The sequence below is a fragment of the Rhizobium lusitanum genome, from assembly GCF_014189535.1.
Lineage (GTDB): Bacteria > Pseudomonadota > Alphaproteobacteria > Rhizobiales > Rhizobiaceae > Rhizobium > Rhizobium lusitanum_C.
In genome coordinates this window covers 1,310,236-1,328,408 of the sequence record NZ_CP050307.1, presented here as the reverse complement: position 1 = coordinate 1,328,408, position 18,173 = coordinate 1,310,236, and the positions used below count along the sequence as shown (strand labels likewise).

Genomic DNA, 18,173 nt, shown 5'->3' with positions numbered 1-18,173 from the left:
ATGCCTGCTTAATGTCGAAAGAAGTTTCAGCGTCCGCCGAGCGGGCGGCCGCCGGCCACGAGAATGACGGCAATGATGATGAAGCCGGTCAGAATGAGCCGCGCGCCCGCGCCGAAACCGTAGGTGTTCAGCATCGACACGACGAGGAACATGAAGAGCGATGCGCCCCAGATGCCCGGCACGTTCGAATCCCCGCCCGCCACCGCCGTCCCGCCGATGATGACGACGGCGATCGACATCAGCAGATATTCTGAGCCCATGTTGAGGGCGGCGCCGCCTGAGAAGCTGGCAAGGAGATAGCCGCAGATCGAGGCGAGGACGGCGCAAAGGATATAGGTCGCCAGCCGCGTGCCATCGACGGGGATGCCGGCCATGCGGGCCGCGAACATGCTCTGGCCGATGGCCGAGATCCAGCGACCATAGATGGTCTTTTCCAGCAGCACCCAGGCAAGAATGGAGAGCAGAAAGGCGACGATCGCAATATTCGGGATACCGATGACGCTCGACATGGTGAAGTCTGCCAGCTGCTCCGGTGGCTTGATGCGCAGGCCGCGGTTGCTCCAGATGGCGGTGGATTGCACGATAAAGCTCATCGACAGCGTCGCGATGATCGGCGGGATGCGCAGAAGCTTGATCAGGGCATAGTTACCGATGCCGATGCCAAAACCGATCAGGATGGAAATCAGAAGGCCGGGCACGATCATGCCGTCCTCGACATTCATCAGCTTCAGCGCCACGGTTCCGGCGAGCGTCATCGTTGCGGGAACGGAGAGGTCGATATTGCCCGGTCCGAGCGTCATGACGAACATCTGGCCGATACCGACGATGACGGAAAAGGCCGCGAAGGTCAGTGCCGCCTGCGACAGGCCGAGAGAGCTGGCGCCGCCCGTGAACATGACGGTCACGCTCCATACGACCAGCGTTGCGGCAAAGGACCAGACCCAGGGTTTGCGGTGGAGTGCGCGAAGGGCGTTCATGTGCGGTTCCGCCGCTTTTCAAGACGATTGAGGAAGAGACGCAGGGCAAGCACGACGATGAGGATGGCGCCTTGCGCTCCGATCTGCCAGTCCGGTGAAATCCGGAGAAAGGACAGGAACGATCCGGCCAGCGTCAGCGTCAGTGCACCGATGACGGCACCGATCGGCGAGATGCGGCCGCCGGTGAATTCACCGCCGCCGAGGATGACGCCGGCAATCGACAGGAGCGTATAGCGCAGCGCGATGTTGGCGTCGGCCGAAGTGGTGAGGCCGACAAGGGCAATGCCCGAGAGCACAGCAAAGAGACCAGCGAGCCCATAGGCTGCGGCGCGAAGGACGAGGATTGACCATCCGGCGCGCTGCACCGAGCGCTGGTTACCGCCAACGCCGCGGATCAGCACGCCGAAGGCGGAGCGCATGACGACGAAATGCGAGACAAGGGCGATGACGACACTGGCCACGATCGCCATGGGAATGAGCGGCGGTTTCGAGGTCATCAGCCAGCGTGCCCATCCGGGTGCCTCGCCTCCCGGGGCCGGCAAAAGCAGGACGGCGAGACCGCCCCAGACAAAACTCATGCCGAGCGTCACCACGATCGACGGCAGGTCCCTGACATAGATGATCACGCCGATAACGGCATAGGCGGCGATGGCCGCCGCGAGGATCAGAATGCCGAGCAATGGGGAGGATTGCAGGTAGGTCGCCGCCACGCAGGCGGCGAAACTGACGAAGGTTCCCATCGACAAATCGAGGTCGTTGACGGACATGATCATCATCTGGGCAATGGTTGCGAGCGCAATCGGCACAGCCAGATTGAACAGGAGATTGAGCCCGATATAGCTCATGGCCCGCGGCTGGAGATAGAAGACCGCGACCAGCAGCACGACGAGCGAGAGCGCCGGGACGAGCAGCCGCACCATGCTGGGCGAAATGCGGATCATGCGTCTTCTCCAGAGAATGAGGCTGCCAGCACATTTTCCTCCGTAATGGCGTCGCCGACGAGTTCCGAAACGATGGCGCCACTGCGAAACACATAGACGCGGTCGCAAAGCCGGATTTCATCCATCTCGGTCGAATACCAGATGAATGTCCGGCCGCCGGCCGCTTCGTGATTCAGGATGCTGTAGACCTCCTGCTTGGTGCCGATGTCGACACCACGCATCGGATCATCCATCAGCACCATTGACGATGTCGTCGCCAGCGCGCGGGCAAAGAGAACCTTCTGCTGGTTGCCGCCCGATAGCGACAGGATGCCGTTCGTCATGTCGGGTGTGCGGATTTCGATCCGGCTCTTCCAGTCGCCGCCAAGCCCGTCTTCGCGGGTTCTGTTGACCAGGAATTTCTCCGACAAGTCGGTGAGTGAAGCGATGCTGAGGTTCTTCAGGATGCTCCAGAGGGGAAAGGTCCCGTTCAGGCTGCGGTCGCCGGCGACGAAGGCGATGCGCCCCTGTCTTCCGGGCAACCAGTCGCTGCTCAGTGCGCGGTAGAGTTCGAGCAGCATATCCGTCTGGCCATGCCCGCCGAGCCCGGCAAGGCCGATCACTTCGCCCTTGTAGGCAGCGAAAGGAAGGCCTTTGCCGCCTCTGGCGGGCAGGGACAGGATCGGCGATGTGTCGGCGGTTCTATTCTTGTTGCGGTCGAAATCCCGGTCCTTGACCACGCTGCCCATCGCCTGGACGAGGCCATGGGTCGAAAATTCCTTTGCCGGACGATCGGCGACAACCTTGCCGTCCTTCATGACGACGATGCGGTCGGAGGTCGACAGAATCTCGCCGAGAATATGCGAGATCAGCAGCACGGAGCCGCCCGCATCGACATACTTGCGAACATAGGCCATCAGCTGCCCCGCAAGCCCCGCATCGAGCGACGACGTCGGCTCGTCTAGAATGATCAGCTTGGGTTCGTGTTCGACCGTGCAGAAGACGATGGCAATTTCCACCATCTGCCGCTCGGCGATCGAGAGTTCGCCGACGGTATGCATCACGTCGATCCCGTGGCCTACGAAAATCTCATCAAGCTTGGCGCTGACGATACCGGCCGCTTGGCTGCGCCAGTTCCATCCGCTGAGGTCGCGATGCTCCACCCGCATGTTCTCGACAATGGTCAGGTTCGGCGAGAGCGACAATTCCTGAAAGACGCAGCGGATGCCATGGCCGCGCGCCGCGTTGATGCCGCGTGCGGTTTCGTCGCCATTATAGGCGATGGTGCCCTCGTGAGGGCCGAGGCTTCCGTTGAGGACATTGACGATCGTCGATTTGCCCGCACCGTTATGGCCGACCAGCCCGATGCATTCGCCGGCATTGATGACCAGGTCGGCGCCATCCAGCGCCTTGACGGCGCCGAATTGCACCTTGACGCCGCGCGCGGAGACGACCGGCTTTGTCTCAGCATCCTCGTTCATGGGCCTGTTATCTTTGGCTGCATTCATGGATCGATCCAGCAAGAATTCCTCATCGACCGGCGCCACCCAAGAATGGCACCGGTCTTGAATGGCGGCATGCCTTGGCTCACTTGGCCGTGGCAATGACCTTCTGGGCGTCTTCCAACGAATATTCGACGTTGGCGACGCCGCCCTGCTGGGTATTGGCGAGGTTGGTTTCGAGATTATCCTGATCGATGCGCAAGAACGGGACGACCAGATCCTTCTTCACCTGCTTGCCGTCAAGAATCTGCTGGGCAACCCAGAAGGCGAGCGTCGAGACGCCGGGAGCGATGGAAACCGACATCGTCTCATAGCCGCTTGCGTCTTTTTCCTTCTTCCACCAGGCCAGTTCGTCCTGACGGTTGCCCATGACGATCGTCGGCATCGGGCGCTTGGCCGCGGCAAAAGCCTGTGCCGCGCCATAGCCGTCGCCGCCTTGGGTTGCGACCGCCGCGATTTCGGGAAGGCTGGGCAGAACGCCGGCAACGGCGCGCTGGGCGACATCCTGCGCCCAGTCGCCATGCACGGAGCCGACGATCTTGAACTGCGGATATTTCGCAACGGCTGCGTCGATGCCGGCCGAAATCTCGTCATCGACGGAGACGCCGGCAAGGCCGCGGATTTCCAGGATGTTGCCGCCCTTGGGAAGCTTCTTGGCCAGATACTCGACCTCGCTTGCTCCCATTCCCTTGAAATCGACGGCAATGCGCCAGGCGCAGGGTTCGGTGACGATACCGTCGAAGGATACGACGGTGATGCCGGCATCGCAGGCTTCCTTGACGGCGCCGTTGAGAGCCGTCGGCGATGCCGCGTCGATGACGATGGCATCATAGCCCTGCAGGATCATGTTCTGGATTTGCGCCGCCTGCTCGGTCGCCTGGTTTTCCGCCGTCGTGAATGGATCGGCTGCGGCAACCACGCCGGCTTTCACGGCTTCGCCTGTCACCTTCTGCCAGCTTGTCAGCATGGCCTGACGCCATGAGTTGCCAGCGTAATTGTTGGACAGGGCAATTTTCTTGGATGACGTGTCTGCAAGTGCGGCAAACGGCGTCGCAACGGTTGCGATCACGACGGATGCCAGAAGTGTCTTGGCGATATTCATTTTTTCCTCCCAAAAAGACCTAAATCTCACTCCCAGGCCATAATTTTCGAACGCGCTCCTCAACAACGATCGAAAATAGTATTTGCACTGAAGGTTCCCCTGTCAGTAAGAATAGGATGTCTGAGATTGTTTCGCTTGTACAGGCGCTTAAGGGGACGGGCGTTGCGGGATCCCGCATAAAAATTGCGCTTTTCCGCAAGACGAACGACCGCGATCAGCGCTTAATGGCGTTCGGATTTTGCGTTCCGCAACCGGCCTGGGGAGAGGCTGGCGCGTCGCCTGGGAGGGCCAGCCTTGCACATGTTAGAGCCTCGGTCGGTGTTCGACCATTACCTCCGCATTTCCAGGCTCCTGGCCGGGCAACTCGATTTTCATTCGGTCATCCGCTCCGTCGCTGCCGAGATCAGCCATGTCATCCCCTACGATCACTTTGATGTCTGCATCATCATGGTGGATGAGAAATATCACATTGCCTATGAGAGCGGCCTCGAGACCGATTGGGGCAAGCGGCATCCGGCTCCGGTCAGTGACAGCCCCATCCGTGCGCTTCTCTTGGGCGAGGTCGATCATCTATTGACCGATGACGCCTGCAGCGATCCGAGGTTTCACTTCGAAGGCGCATTCTCGCATCCGATCATCAGCCAATCGTTAAGGGGCCGCCTGCATGTTCCTCTGAAGGTCCAGGGTGCCGTGATCGGGGCTCTAAGCTGCTCCAGTCACCAGGCCGGATCCTACGGGAGACAGGATGTGGTGAATGCGCGCGCCATTGCCGATCTGCTGGCGCCGTATTTCTTCGCCATCCGGGCCGCCGAGCAGGCAAAGCGGTCGGCGATTGTCGAGGCGGAAGCGCGAGCCCGGGAGGAGGGGTTGCGGTTGGGTGCGCTGAAGCTGACCGAGGCACTGGAGACTGAGCGCCAGCGTATCGGCATGGATCTACACGATCAGACCTTGGCCGATCTCACGCGCCTGTCGCGGCGAATGGAGCGGCTGGCGCATATGCCCGATGTCACCGGTGAAGCGCTCGAGCCCCTGTTTCGCGGATTGCAGCAATGCATGCACGATCTGCGCCAGATCATCGAAGAGGCCAAGCCCTCGGTCCTCCAGCTGTTTGGCTTTGCCCAGGCGGTCGAAAATCATCTGGAGCGATCGATCCAGGAAAGCGGCGCCGGCGTAGAGTGGAAACTGACAGACGAGACCAACGGCGCCATCGATTGTCTGGAGCAATCCGTCAGTATCGCCTTGTTCCGCATTGCGCAGGAGGCGATCAACAATGCTGTGCGCCATGCGCAGGCGAGCCGCATTCTGGTTCGTCTCGGGGCAGTCGGCGGCACCCTGACCATAGAGATCGACGATGATGGTATCGGCTTGATCCACTCCCGCAAATCATCGGGAGGCGGCATCGAGAATATGAAAACCCGGGCACGGTTGATTTCGGCGCGCTTCTCCGCCAGGGCCGTAAGCCCTAAGGGTGGAACCTGCGTGAGCGTCACCCTGGCCGGCCGGCCGCTGGCGGCGGGAGGTGCGGCATGAAGGTGCTGATCATCGAGGACGATCCGCTTCACCGTTCCTATCTCAACGAAGCCGTCCGCGCCGCTCTTCCCGAATGCGAAACCGTGCTGGAAGCGGAAAACGGCAATGCCGGCGAGCGGCTGGCGCGCGATTTCAGATCGGCCCATGTCGTCATGGACCTGCAGATGAGCCCGCGAAACGGCATCGAGGCGGCGCGAACCATCTGGAAAGAACGGCCCGAGACACGCATCCTGTTCTGGTCGAATTATTCCGACGAGGCTTACGTTCGCGGCGTGTCGCGGATCGTGCCGGAGGGTGCCGTCTACGGCTATGTGCTGAAATCGGCTTCGGACGATCGACTGAGGCTGGCGCTGCGCAGCATCTTCATTGAAAGCCAATGTGTGATCGACCGCGAAGTGCGCGGCATGCAGCAGAAGAGCCTTGGAAATGCCAATGCCTTCACAGAGGCCGAATACGAGATTCTCATCGATATTGCCCTTGGACTGACTGACCGGGCTATCGCGCAGAGGCGCAATCTATCGGTGCGCAGCGTGCAAAACCGGCTGCAGCAGCTCTATGAGAAACTCGATGTCTATCAGTCCATCGGCGGCGAGGCTGATGGTGGGCGATTCAATCTTCGGGCGCGGGCCGTGGCCGTGGCGTTTCTGCGTAAACTGCTGAACCATAGCGCTCTTGAGCGGGCCGAGGCCGATCTGGCGTATTGGCTTGGTCGGCAAAGCGTCGTCGCATCTGGAGGCCGGCTGCTCTCTCCTGAGTGAATGAGGATGCACGGTGGTGAAAACGTCAAACCACGGCACGTCGGACAGGACATGCCGTGGTGATTGTTTTCCAAACGAAGGTCAGATCTCTCCCTGACGGCTGCGGGCCATGACGACCGGGAGCAGCAGATCGCCCCAGTTGCCGTCGCCACCGTGATGGCGGGCCGAGCGGACCAGCTCGACCGAGACGCCGGCCTCGACGGCCTTCATGACCGAATGGTTGAGGCGGTGCAGATCGTTTGCGAGCATGCGGATCGTGTTTTGCTGATCCGGCGACAGGCTTGACGATTGTTCTTCCGCGCGTTCGCGGACGCGTGCGATGGAAGCCATGGTTTTCCTCCTTAAGGTTCGGGTTATTCGGCGGCTGGCCGAAACTGTTCGTGCTCGGTCGATGCTTTCATGGCGGTGGTTGATGAAAGACCGCCACTGATGGCGAGCGACACGGCGTCGAAATAGCCGGTGCCGACTTCGCGCTGATGTTTGGTGGCGGTGTAGCCATTTTTTTCGGCGGCGAATTCCGTTTCCTGCAGTTCGGAATAGGCCGCCATCTGCCGCTCCTTGTAGCCACGCGCCAGTTCGAACATGCCGAAATTGAGCTGGTGGAAGCCGGCAAGCGTGATGAACTGGAACTTGTAGCCCATGGCACCAAGCTCGCGCTGGAACTTGGCGATCGTCGCCTCGTCCAGGTTTTTCCGCCAGTTGAAGGACGGCGAGCAATTATAGGCAAGAAGCTTATCCGGATGATGCCTGTGGACGCCTTCGGCAAAGCGCCGGGCCTGCTCCAGATCGGGCTTCGACGTTTCGCACCAGATGAGATCGCAATGCGGCGCATAGGCGACAGCACGGGCGATGCAGGGCTCGATGCCGTTGCGCACCTGATAGAAGCCTTCGATCGTGCGTCCTGCATCATAATCGACGAAGGGCCGGTCGCGCTCGTCGATATCCGAGGTCAGCAGCTTTGCGGCCTCGGCGTCGGTGCGGGCAATGACCAGTGTCGGCACACCCATGACGTCGGCCGCCAGCCGGGCGGCATCAAGGTTGCGGATATGCGCAGCGGTTGGGATCAGCACCTTGCCGCCGAGATGGCCGCATTTCTTTTCCGAGGCGAGCTGATCCTCGAAATGAACGCCTGCGACGCCGGCTTCGATATACGCCTTCATGATCTCGAAGGCGTTGAGCGGTCCACCGAAACCGGCTTCAGCATCGGCAACGATCGGAGCGAACCAGCTGTCGACGGAAAGCCCCTTGTCTTCAGAGGTCTCGATCTGGTCGGCGCGCTGCAGCGTGCGGTTGATGCGCTTGGCAAGCTCCGGCCCGGCATTGGCCGGATAGAGCGATTGATCCGGATACATGGCGGACGCCGTGTTGGCGTCGGCCGCAACCTGCCAGCCGGAGAGATAGATCGCCTTCAGGCCAGCGCGAACCATCTGCATGGCCTGATTGCCGGAGAGCGCGCCGAGCGCATTGACGAAATCCTCGCTATGCAGAAGTTGCCAAAGCCGGTTCGCGCCCATCTCGGCCAGTGAATAGCGAAGCTCCACGGAACCGCGCAGCCGCTTCACATCGGCGGCGGAATAGGGACGCTCGATGCCGTCAAAACGACCGGTCGGAATATTGCGTATCAACTTGTCAAATTCTGTCACGATTTCCTCCATACAGAATGCTCGTCGTTGAGGCGACGCATTGACAAGATCCACAAAGTAACGGCGAAATGCCAGCGAAAGCTTTCGGATACGGCCTGGAAAAGGGTCACGTTGCAAATCCTTGACGAAGAGCCTCAGCCACTTTGTCAATTTTTGTAAATATAGGCGGGCGGAGGAGACTTGATGGTGGAGAGAAAGATTTTTGCGGGCCCGAAGGTCCGGCGCGTGCGCAACGGGCTTGGCATGACCCAGATCGCCATGGCGGATGCGCTTGAGATTTCTCCGTCCTATCTCAACTTGATCGAGCGCAATCAGCGCCCGCTGACCGTGCAGCTGCTGCTCAAGCTCAGCGCCGCCTTCAAGATCGATCTCGATGATCTCAGAAGCGAGGCGGGCAATCGTCTCAGCCAGTTGAAGGAGGTCTTCGCCGATCCTCTTCTTGCGGGGGAACTGCCGGGCGATCAGGAGCTTGTCGAACTGGCCGACCTTGCGCCCAATGCGGCAAGCGGCATGGTCAAGCTCTATCGCGCCTATCGCGAGCAGGCGGCGCGCCTGTCCGATCTGATGACCTTGACGACAGAAGGCGGGGCAGCAGCGCCGATCGGCGGAGCCCGCTTGCCGGCCGACGAGGTTCGCGACGTGTTCGAAAGCCGTTCGGTTTATTTTCCGCGTCTGGAAGCGGCGGCGGAAGATTTTGCAGCCAGCCTCTCGCCCGAGCAAGATCTGATCGTCGCCTTGAAGGAGTGGCTGCGCGTCGAGCGCGGGATCAGCGTCCGCATTCTGCCTGTCCACGTCATGCCCGATCTTCGCCGGCGCTTCGACAGGCATTCGATGCGCCTCTTCATATCGGAACGGCTATCGCCCGCCGACCAGGCACATGAAATCGCCATCGAGGTTGCAACGCTTGTCCTGCAGGATGCGATCAGCGAGGAGTTGCAGGGTCTTTCCCTGTCGACACCGGAGGCAAAGCGCATCGCCCGCTTCGAGCTTGGTCGTCTGGCCGCCCTGGCGCTCGCCATGCCCTATGCGCCTTTTCTTAAAGTGGCCCAAACTACGAAATACGACATCGACATTCTATGCGCGCGCTTCTCGGTTTCGTTCGCCCAAGCGGCGGCTCGCCTGACAATGTTGCAGCGGCCGGGCGCATCCGGTGTGCCCTTCTTTTTGATGGAGATCGATTCAGCGGGTCATCGCTTGCGAAAAATCGGTGCGCATGGTTTTCCAAGGTCGGGGTTTGGCGGCGGCTGTCCGAAGCTGAACATCCATTCCGCATTCCTGCAGCCGGGTCAGATCCTGTCCGAAACCGTCGAGATGCCGGATGGCTCGATATACCTGACCATTGCACGCACGCAGGAGGGGCCAAGGGCACCGTTCGGCGAGCGGGTGAGGCGAACCGCGTTGCTGCTTGGTTGCGATGTCATGGCTGGCGGTAGCCTCGTCTACGGCCAGATCGGATCGCCCGGCCAGCCTCCTGTTCCAATCGGGCCGGCCTGTCGGCTGTGCGAGCGCAAGGGCTGTCTTTCCCGCGCCGAGCCGCCGGTCACCAGACCTCTCGGATTGGATGAGATGACGACGGGTCTGAGCATCTTCGATTTCTAGCCGGGTAGTGTCCATTGCATAAGGGCATCGTTCCTGAAGGTCTCGTCGAAGCTAATTTGCATTAGACACGGGAATGAAATCCGTTGGCAAGGCCGCATGCGGCCTTGAGATCATCTCCCCGAAAATATCTCCTAAAAGGCTTTTGAGATGAAATTACACTCTATGCGTGTGAGGTATGGACTCCACCTGTTTTGCTACCTTCGATAGACAGCATGCCATCGATCGCAGGGTGTATATGTATGATCAATGCAATTTATGTTGCAGCTATAATGATTTAAAGTATATTCCTAAAAGCTAATTAACTGATATCCTGGGTTTAATCATTGGGGGTAGCTATGAGTCAGCCTTCGAAATGGTGGTGGGGACTAATCCCCCTGGCGATTCTTTGGATCCTTGCCACGATCTTTACCGGGCAATCCATCAACAATGATCTTGGCAATCGGTCGACCTCGGCTTTGGGCACCTCCGTCCAAAATCCCGCCTTCGGCGTGTCGGGACGCGATGTCTCGGTTTCCGGCACCGTGTTCTCCCCGGACGAAGCTTCGCAAATCGCCGGTACGGTGGATCAGGTCTGGGGTGTCCGCAAGGTTCTGGTCGATGCCAAGGAGCCTGATGTCGCCAAGCCCTTCAACTGGCGCATAAGCCATGAAGGCTCGGGCGTCGTCCTGACCGGCAACGTGCCGAACCCGACGACGCGCGACAAGATCGTTTCCGCCGCAAAGACGGCCTTCTCAGGCGCCGAAATCAAGGACGAGATGCAATATGCCAGCGGCGCACCCGACGCTTACGACGGCGGCGTGCAGTTTGGGCTGGCTCAGCTGGCCCGCCTCGCGAAAGGCAGCATCTCCCTGTCCGATACCGCTCTCGCTATTTCCGGCACGGCCGCTACGAGCGAGGCATACGACGCGATCACCGCAGCGCTGAAGACGTTGCCGCAGGGCCTGACACTCGCAAAATCCGACATAACGGCACCGGCTCCGGTAGTTGCAGCGGCACCCGCGGCAGCACCAACTCCGGCGGCAACCTCGACCACAACGGCTGCGGTAACAGCCGCGACTACAGCTGCAAGTACCGTCGCACCTGCGCTCGCGCCTTCCTCCTTCAGCTTCGATGCTTTGAGGGAGGCGGGAAAGCTGACGCTTTCGGGCAATTATCCCGACGATGACGCACATAGCAAGATCATCGACGCAGCGAAGAACCTGTTCTCCAGCGATGAGATCAGTGATGAGCTGAAAGCCGCTCCCGGAGCGCCGAATGGGTTTGTGACTGCAGCACTCGGCGGGCTCAACGCCTTGTCGCGACTTGCCAAGGGATCATTCTCGCTCTCCGGCACCGATGCGAAACTCTCCGGCGAGGCGCTCTATAACGGCGCGGTGAAGAGCATTCAGGACAGCTTTGCCGCCGCGATACCCGAGGGCTTCAAGGCGGCGCCTGCCGAGATCGCCGTCAGTACGCCCGCTGCGGCGGTCGACGCTCCGAATTGCCAATCGTTGCTCAACACGATCCTCAGCAAATCGAAGATCAACTTCGACACCGGCAAGGCGCGGATCTCGACGGTATCGTCCGGTGTGCTGGACACGATCGTCGCGACGATCGGCCGGTGCTCCGGCAATGCCGTGGAGGTTTCTGGTCATACGGATTCGAGCGGAGACGAGGCGGCAAACGTCGCCCTGTCCGAACAGCGCGCCAAAGCGGTCGTCACCTATCTGACGGACGCAGGCGTGCCGGCAAGCCGGTTGACCGCAATCGGCCTTGGCTCGTCGCGTCCGGTCGCATCGAACGATACCGATGAGGGCAAGGCGCTCAATCGCCGTATCGAATTCTCTGTCAAATAGGGGAGGCAGCAATGACCTATCTGTTTTCGACTTATTGGCCGTGGATGCTGCTAGCGCTGGTGCTCGGGGGTATCGTCGGTTTTGCGACCTTCCTGCGGTCCGGCAAGGGCTGGTGGCCGGACTCCTGGCCGGGCTGGTTCAAGCTGCTGAGCCTGCTGTTCCTGGTGGGGCTTGTGGTGGCCATCTTCAAATGGCTTCCCGGGCTGCTGGGGCATTACCTGGAAACCGCGCTGCTTTTCGTCGGCAGCTATATTGTCGGCTGCTTCCTCGGTAGCTGGCTGGCAAGCTTCCGCTCGCGGGAGGCGATTGAGACGAACGAGCCTGTTGCGGTTTCCGAGCCTGCGCCGGTACGGATCACGCCTCCAGCTCCCGCACCGGTGCCAACGCCGCCCGCGGCTCGCGTGGTGACGCCGGTTCCTCCTCCTCCGGTCGCTACCCCCATTCCGACGCCCGCTCCGGTGAGGGCAACGACCTCGGCACCGGTATCCTCAGCACCCGCAGGTGATCACCTCCATCCCGGCCAACGCCCGCCAGCGGTCGCCAAAGGGGTTGCCGCTCTGGACGATCTGAAGCTCATTGACGGTGTCGGTCCCGTCAACGAGGGAAAGCTCCACGAACTGGGCATCTGGACCTTCAAGCAGATCGCGGCCTGGACGCCGGCAAATGCCGAATGGGTGGGCAGCTATATGGCCTTCCCCGGGCGTATCGAGCGTGAGGACTGGATCGGGCAGGCGGCACAGCTGGCGAAAGGGCTCGGAACAGACGTCTCGCGCCGGGCTGATCTGGGCGATGCGTCCGCGTCATCGGGCTTTGTTTCATCGGCGCCCGCCGCCACTTCTGGCGCCGACGGTGATCATCCCGGTCAACGCCCGCCGTCCGCCGCAAAAGGGGCTGCAACTCCGGACAATCTGAAGCGCATCTCCGGCATCGGTCATGTCAACGAGGAAAAGCTGAATGAGCTGGGCATCTGGACCTTCGCGCAGATCGCGGCCTGGACTGAGGGAAATGCCGAATGGGTCGGCAGCTATATGGCCTTCCCAGGACGCATCGAACGCGAGGACTGGGTCGGGCAGGCCGCCCAACTGGCAAAGGGGATCGAAACCGAATTCTCGCGCCGGGTCGATCATGGCGATGTACCCACGTCGTCGTGACCGGCTTTCGAAAAGCATGCAGAAGCCGCATCAGATCATGAAGAGCGGCGAAATTTCCTCCCGCTGAATAGGGAATGCTCCGCCGCTGATCGGGCGGCGGAGCAAAGTCATATAATCCCAGACCTCAGTTCTTGACGGTATCTTCCAGGAAGAAACGGCCGAGCGGATTCTGGTAGAAATTCTCGACGTTCTTGCGGGAGACGTTGATATAGGGGCTGTAGTAGAGGTCCACCCAGTTGACGTCGTCCTTCGCCATCTTCTGCAGATCGATATACATCTGCTCGCGCTTCTTCGGATCAAGCTCCAGACGGGCCTTGGCGACCAAATCCTTCACCGCTTCGTTCTTGTAATTGGTCGAGTAGTTGTTGTTGGAATCGTGGCCGAGCACGAAGGTCGTCTTCTGGTCCGGGTCGAGAATGTCGTTGGTCCAGTAGTTGACCGAGATGTCGTAGTCGCCCGCAACCGTCATATCCCATTCCTGGCTTGGATCGACCTTCTGCAGGTTGGCGGTGATGCCGGCCTTCTGCAATTGCTGCTGCACCAGCACTGCCGTCTGCTCGTCGACTTCGTCGCCGGCGCGCAGAAGGTAGGTCAGCGTCAGGTTGGAAACGCCGGCGTCCGCCAGCAGTTTCTTGGCCTTTTCCGGATCGTAAGGACGCTGCAGGTTGTCGGCATAGTGATAAAGCGCGCCCTTCGGAATGTAGGAATTGGCGACCGTGCCCTGGCCGAAGGTGACGGCGTCGACGATGGCTTTCTTGTCGATGGCGAGGTCGAGGGCCTGGCGGACTTCCTTCTTGCCGAGCTCACCATGCGCGTGGTTGATCAGGAGATGATCCTCGCGCGTCGAGGCATCGATGTCGACATTGAGGTTGGGGTCCTTCTTCAGTTCCGCCACGCGGGAGAAGGGCACGAAGATCGCCGTATCGAGCTGGCCGGCCTGGACGTTCAGCATGCGGGTATTGTCATCCGGCACGGAGATCCATTCGACGCCGTCGAGCTTCACCCGATCGGCCTGCCAGAAGTAAGGGTTCTTCTTGAGGATGATGCGGTCGCCGCGCCGCCATTCCGAGACGGAGAAAGCGCCGGAGCCGATTGGCTTTTCGGCATAGGCGTCTGGGCCGAGCGTTTCCATGCCCTTCTTGGAAATGACGGAGGCGTTCGGCAGAGCCAGCGTTGACAGGAAGGGTGCGGAGGGATGCTTGAGCTTGATCGTCAGAGTGTGCGGGTCTGTCGCCACAGCCGTATCGATTACCTTGTAGGAATCGCTCCAGAGCGAGGCTGCGTCGTCACGGATGCGCAGCAGGCTAAAGGCGGCGTCCTCGGCCGTCAGCGGCGAGCCGTCGGAGAATTTCGCGTCGCGGATCTTGAAGACGTAGGTCAGGCCATCTTCGGAGGCGGTCCAGCTTTCGGCAAGGCCGGGCTCGAGCTTAGTGCCGGTCTTGTCAACACGGATCAGCACATCATAGACGTTCGAGAACACCCAGTTGTCGATGTTCTGCGCCGTCTTGATCGGATCGAACGTGGTCGAATCTTCGCGGCGGCCGATGGTCAGCACGCCGGCTGCTTCGGCATAGGTTGCGGTGAGGGTGAGGCCGGCGACGATGGCCGCGAGCCCGATTGATTTCCATCTGCTGGTCATAAGATCGTTCCCTTGGTTGTTATGGCATGCGTTTGAAAGGCAGGATCTCGGCGACGTTGTTTTCGCCGGGAAGATCGGTGTCGGCAAAGAGCTGCTTGTCCGGATCAATGTCCGGAATGGCGGCGATGAGCGAGGCCGTATAGGGATGTTTCGGCCGCGCGAAGACTTCCTCGGACGGACCTTCCTCGACGATCTCGCCGCGATACATGACGACGGTGCGTTGGCAAAGATTGCGGACGATGGCGAGGTCGTGGGCGATGAAGAGCAGGGTCAGGTTCATCTTCCGCGTCAGCTCGCGGAAAAGTTCGATGATCTGCGCCTGGATGGTGACGTCGAGGGCGGCGACGCATTCGTCGGCGATGATGAGCTGCGGGTCGACGGCGAGCGCCCGGGCAATGCCGGCGCGCTGGCACTGGCCGCCGCTCATGCTGCGCGGCTTGCGCTTGGCAAATTCGCGCTCCAGCCCGACGAGGTCGAGCAGTTCGATGACGCGGGCGGGGATGTCGGCCGAAACGATCTTGCCCTGCACCTTGAGCACTTCGGTGAGCATGTCGCCAATCGTCAGCCGCGGATTGAGCGCGTTGTAGGGATCCTGAAACACCATAGCCGCTTCGCGCCTGAGCTTGGCGAGGCCCGCCGTTCTTTGCTGAGCCAGATCGATGCCATCGAACGTGATATGGCCGGAGGAGAGCGGCGTCAGGCCGAGAATGGCACGGGCAAGCGTGCTCTTGCCGCTGCCGGATTCACCGACGATCCCGACGGTTTCGCCCGGCATCAGACGCAGGCTGACGCCGGAGACGGCGTTGACCGTTCTGGCGCCACTACCCTTGAAGAGGCCACCGCCGACATTGAAGCGGACGTGCAGATCATCGATTTCGAGGAGTGGCTTGAGGGGCGCATCGTCTTTCACCGCTTCCGCGACAGGTGCCGTCTCATCCGGCATCGACGGATGGCTTTTGATCAGGTCGATCGTGTAGGGATGCTGCGGTTGCGAGAGGAGCGCCCGCTTCGGACCTTCCTCCAGCAGCTTGCCGCCACGCATCACGGCAATGCGATCGCAGGTCTGGGCGACGATGCCGAGGTCGTGGGTGATGAGGATGATCGAAAGACCGCGTTTGTCGCGGATGTCCATCAAGAGCTTGAGGATCTGCGCCTGGATGGTGACGTCGAGCGCGGTCGTCGGCTCGTCGGCGATCAGGATCTTCGGATTGCAGGACAGGGCCACGCCGATCATCGCCCGCTGGCGCATGCCGCCGGAGAATTCGTGCGGATAGCTCTCATATTGCCTGATGGGATCGGGAAAGCCGACCTGGCCGAGGATTTCGATGGCGGCCGCGCGCGCCTCACGGGCGTTGAGACCCTGATGATAACGGATACCCTCGGCGATTTGGTTGCCGATCCGCATGACCGGATCGAGATGGCTGGTCGGGTTCTGGAAGATCATGCCGATCTCGCCGCCGCGCACCTTCAGCATGTCGGCATCGCTGATTGTCGTGAGGTCGCGGCCCTCGAGCAAAACGCTGCCGCTTTCGATCTTCAGCAGCGAGGAGGGGAGGAGACGGATCAGCGAGCGGCACAGCAGGCTCTTGCCGGAGCCGCTTTCGCCGACAAGGCCGAGGATTTCTCCCTTGGCGAGATCGAGCGATACGGCATCGAGCAGTATGCGCTCGCCGCTGTCGAGATGCGCCTTGACGGTGAGGTCGCGGACGGAAAGGACGGAGGCGCTCATTCGTGCACCCCCAGCAATTCGCCGAGCGCATCGCCAAGCATGCTGAAACCGAAGGCGAGGCAGACGATGGAGAGGCCGGGAAACAGCGTGATCCACCAGGCCGTGGTGATGAAGCTCTGGCCTTCGGCGACCATGACGCCCCATTCGGCCAGCGGCGGCTGCACGCCGAGGCCGAGATAGCTGACGGCGGCACCGCTGAGCAGGACCAGCACGGCATCCGACATCGAAAAGACGATCGAGCCGGCGATTGCATTCGGTAGCAGATGGCGGAACATGATGCGGAAGCGGCTGAAGCCGAGGCTGACGGCGGCAACAGCATAGTCGCTGTTCTTCAGCACCAGCATCTGCGCGCGGATCAGGCGGGCATAGGAGACCCAGCCGACCAGCGCCATGGCGATATAGAAGCTGCCGAGGCCCGGCCCGAGAATTGCGATGATCGAGAGCATCAGCACCAGAAAGGGAAAGGCGAGGATGATGTCGACGATCCGCATGAAGACCGCATCGATCACACCGCCGAAAAAGCCGGCGACAGTGCCGATGGTCGTGCCGATCAGGAAGGGGAAGACGACGCCGATCACGGCAATCTGCAGGTCGATGCGCGTGCCCCAGAGCACGCGGGAGAGGATATCGCGGCCAAAATTGTCAGTGCCGAATGGGTGAAGCAGGGTCGGTGCTTGCAGGCGGACATCGGCATTCTGCAGGATCGGATCGTAAGGCGCGATCAAGGGCGCGCCGAGCGCCGCCAGCAGAAAGAACAGGAGAATGCCGCCGCCGATGGCAAGGGTCAGTCGTTTGCCGAGGAAGTGGCGCCCGCCAATGGACGCGGGAATGGTTGCCTGGAGGCTCATATGGTCACCCGTGGGTCTGCGGCGACGGTGACGATGTCGGCCAGGAAGTTGACGAGCACGGTGGCGCAGGCAAAGACCATGGCGACGCCCTGGACCACCATGTAATCGCGCGAGAAGATGGCGCGCACCAGAAGCTGGCCCATGCCGGGGAGCGCAAAGACGCTCTCGACGACGACCGTGCCGCCGATCAGCCAGCCGATATTGACCGCCAGCAGGTTGATGGTCGGCACCAGCGAATTCGGCACCACATGCCGCCAGAAAACGATGCTCTCCGGCATGCCACGCGCCCGCGCCGCCGTTGCCACATCCGACTTCAGGGATTCGATCATTGCGGCGCGCAGGCTGCGGGTCAGCACCGTCGACAGCGATAGCGCGATGGTGAGGCTCGGCAGGATGAGGTGCTGTAGCTTGTCGCCGAGCGTCTCGCCATAACCGGAGACCGGAAGCACGCCGAGATCGATGCTGAAGAGGATGATCAGCATCAGGCCGAGCCAGAAGGGCGGAAAGCCGATGCCGAAAGTGGAGACGATGCGCACGATATGGTCGGCCGCGCGGCCGTTGTTGCGGGCGGCAATCGCCGCCATCGGCACGGCGATGAGGATCGACAGGATGACGCTGGCAACGACGAGTGCCACCGTCGGCTCGATGCGGGTGGAAATCAGCTTCAGCACGTCGATCTTGTAGAGGATGGATTTGCCCATCTCGCCGTTTGCGAGGTTCTTCAGGAAGTAGAAGTATTGCAGCCAGATCGGCTGATCGAGGCCGTATTGCGCGCGGATACTGGCAAGTGCCGTCGGCGTCGCGCGTGTGCCGAGGATGTTGCGGGCGGGATCGCCGGGAATGAGGCGCACCAGGATGAAGGTGATGACGCTGATGCCGAAAATGACGGGCAGGAATTGCAGCGGTCGGCTGAGAACGAACCTATAGCGATGCATGGTGA

At 61.0% G+C, this 18,173-nt stretch carries 15 protein-coding genes; 5 read left to right on the top strand and 10 right to left on the bottom strand.

The window, feature by feature from the left end; translation table 11 throughout:
- Positions 1-26: 26 nt before the first annotated feature.
- From HB780_RS09130 to HB780_RS09115, 4 genes are all read right to left on the bottom strand, one after another.
- Positions 27-977 carry an ABC transporter permease gene (locus HB780_RS09130; RefSeq protein ID WP_183687065.1) on the bottom strand — a complete coding sequence of 317 codons (951 nt, stop codon included), beginning with the start codon at positions 975-977 and terminating at the stop codon, positions 27-29.
- Positions 974-1,918, bottom strand: coding sequence for an ABC transporter permease (locus HB780_RS09125; RefSeq protein WP_183687063.1), 945 nt, complete (start codon positions 1,916-1,918; stop codon positions 974-976). Before HB780_RS09125 ends, HB780_RS09130 begins: the two co-directional genes overlap by 4 nt.
- Positions 1,915-3,378: an ATP-binding cassette domain-containing protein gene (locus tag HB780_RS09120; RefSeq protein WP_183687061.1), complete on the bottom strand. Its 1,464-nt coding sequence runs from the start codon at positions 3,376-3,378 to the stop codon at positions 1,915-1,917. The genes HB780_RS09125 and HB780_RS09120 overlap by 4 nt, the downstream gene beginning before the upstream one ends.
- A gap of 106 nt (positions 3,379-3,484) precedes the next feature.
- Positions 3,485-4,501, bottom strand: a complete 1,017-nt coding sequence (locus HB780_RS09115; protein ID WP_183687059.1) for an ABC transporter substrate-binding protein — start codon at positions 4,499-4,501, stop codon at positions 3,485-3,487.
- Between the two features lie 300 nt (positions 4,502-4,801).
- Between HB780_RS09115 and HB780_RS09110 the strand changes: the two genes are divergently transcribed.
- Both HB780_RS09110 and HB780_RS09105 read left to right on the top strand, forming a co-directional pair.
- Positions 4,802-6,031: a GAF domain-containing sensor histidine kinase gene (locus HB780_RS09110; RefSeq protein WP_183689664.1), complete on the top strand. Its 1,230-nt coding sequence runs from the start codon at positions 4,802-4,804 to the stop codon at positions 6,029-6,031.
- Entirely contained in the window at positions 6,028-6,789 is a 762-nt protein-coding gene (locus HB780_RS09105; protein ID WP_183687057.1) for a response regulator transcription factor, read from the top strand. The genes HB780_RS09110 and HB780_RS09105 overlap by 4 nt, the downstream gene beginning before the upstream one ends.
- A gap of 81 nt (positions 6,790-6,870) precedes the next feature.
- Here HB780_RS09105 and HB780_RS09100 read toward each other — a convergent pair whose 3' ends face one another.
- Together HB780_RS09100 and aceA are read right to left on the bottom strand one after the other, a co-directional pair.
- The gene (locus tag HB780_RS09100; RefSeq protein ID WP_183687055.1) at positions 6,871-7,119 is read right to left on the bottom strand and encodes an SMc00767 family acetate metabolism repressor; all 249 of its coding nucleotides are present in this window, start codon (positions 7,117-7,119) and stop codon (positions 6,871-6,873) included.
- Positions 7,120-7,142: 23 nt separating this feature from the next.
- On the bottom strand, positions 7,143-8,444 hold the full coding sequence (aceA, locus tag HB780_RS09095; RefSeq protein ID WP_183687053.1) for an isocitrate lyase: 1,302 nt from the start codon (positions 8,442-8,444) through the stop codon (positions 7,143-7,145).
- Positions 8,445-8,615: 171 nt separating this feature from the next.
- Here aceA and HB780_RS09090 point away from each other — a divergent pair, with 171 nt between their 5' ends.
- From HB780_RS09090 to HB780_RS09080, 3 genes are all read left to right on the top strand, one after another.
- Positions 8,616-10,031, top strand: coding sequence for a helix-turn-helix domain-containing protein (locus HB780_RS09090; RefSeq protein WP_183687051.1), 1,416 nt, complete (start codon positions 8,616-8,618; stop codon positions 10,029-10,031).
- A gap of 335 nt (positions 10,032-10,366) precedes the next feature.
- Complete coding sequence (locus HB780_RS09085) at positions 10,367-11,866, top strand: OmpA family protein (protein ID WP_183687048.1); 1,500 nt, start codon at positions 10,367-10,369, stop codon at positions 11,864-11,866.
- Positions 11,867-11,877: 11 nt separating this feature from the next.
- The gene (locus HB780_RS09080; RefSeq protein ID WP_183687046.1) at positions 11,878-13,017 is read left to right on the top strand and encodes an NADH-quinone oxidoreductase subunit E; all 1,140 of its coding nucleotides are present in this window, start codon (positions 11,878-11,880) and stop codon (positions 13,015-13,017) included.
- A gap of 124 nt (positions 13,018-13,141) precedes the next feature.
- Here HB780_RS09080 and HB780_RS09075 read toward each other — a convergent pair whose 3' ends face one another.
- The 4 genes from HB780_RS09075 to HB780_RS09060 are packed head-to-tail and all read right to left on the bottom strand — an operon-like array spanning position 13,142 to position 18,168.
- Positions 13,142-14,656: an ABC transporter substrate-binding protein gene (locus HB780_RS09075; RefSeq protein ID WP_183687044.1), complete on the bottom strand. Its 1,515-nt coding sequence runs from the start codon at positions 14,654-14,656 to the stop codon at positions 13,142-13,144.
- 19 nt (positions 14,657-14,675) lie between these two features.
- Positions 14,676-16,385, bottom strand: coding sequence for a dipeptide ABC transporter ATP-binding protein (locus HB780_RS09070; protein ID WP_183687042.1), 1,710 nt, complete (start codon positions 16,383-16,385; stop codon positions 14,676-14,678).
- Positions 16,382-17,233, bottom strand: coding sequence for an ABC transporter permease (locus HB780_RS09065; protein WP_183687040.1), 852 nt, complete (start codon positions 17,231-17,233; stop codon positions 16,382-16,384). Before HB780_RS09065 ends, HB780_RS09070 begins: the two co-directional genes overlap by 4 nt.
- On the bottom strand, positions 17,230-18,168 hold the full coding sequence (locus HB780_RS09060; RefSeq protein WP_183687038.1) for an ABC transporter permease: 939 nt from the start codon (positions 18,166-18,168) through the stop codon (positions 17,230-17,232). The genes HB780_RS09065 and HB780_RS09060 overlap by 4 nt, the downstream gene beginning before the upstream one ends.
- Positions 18,169-18,173: the final 5 nt, after the last annotated feature.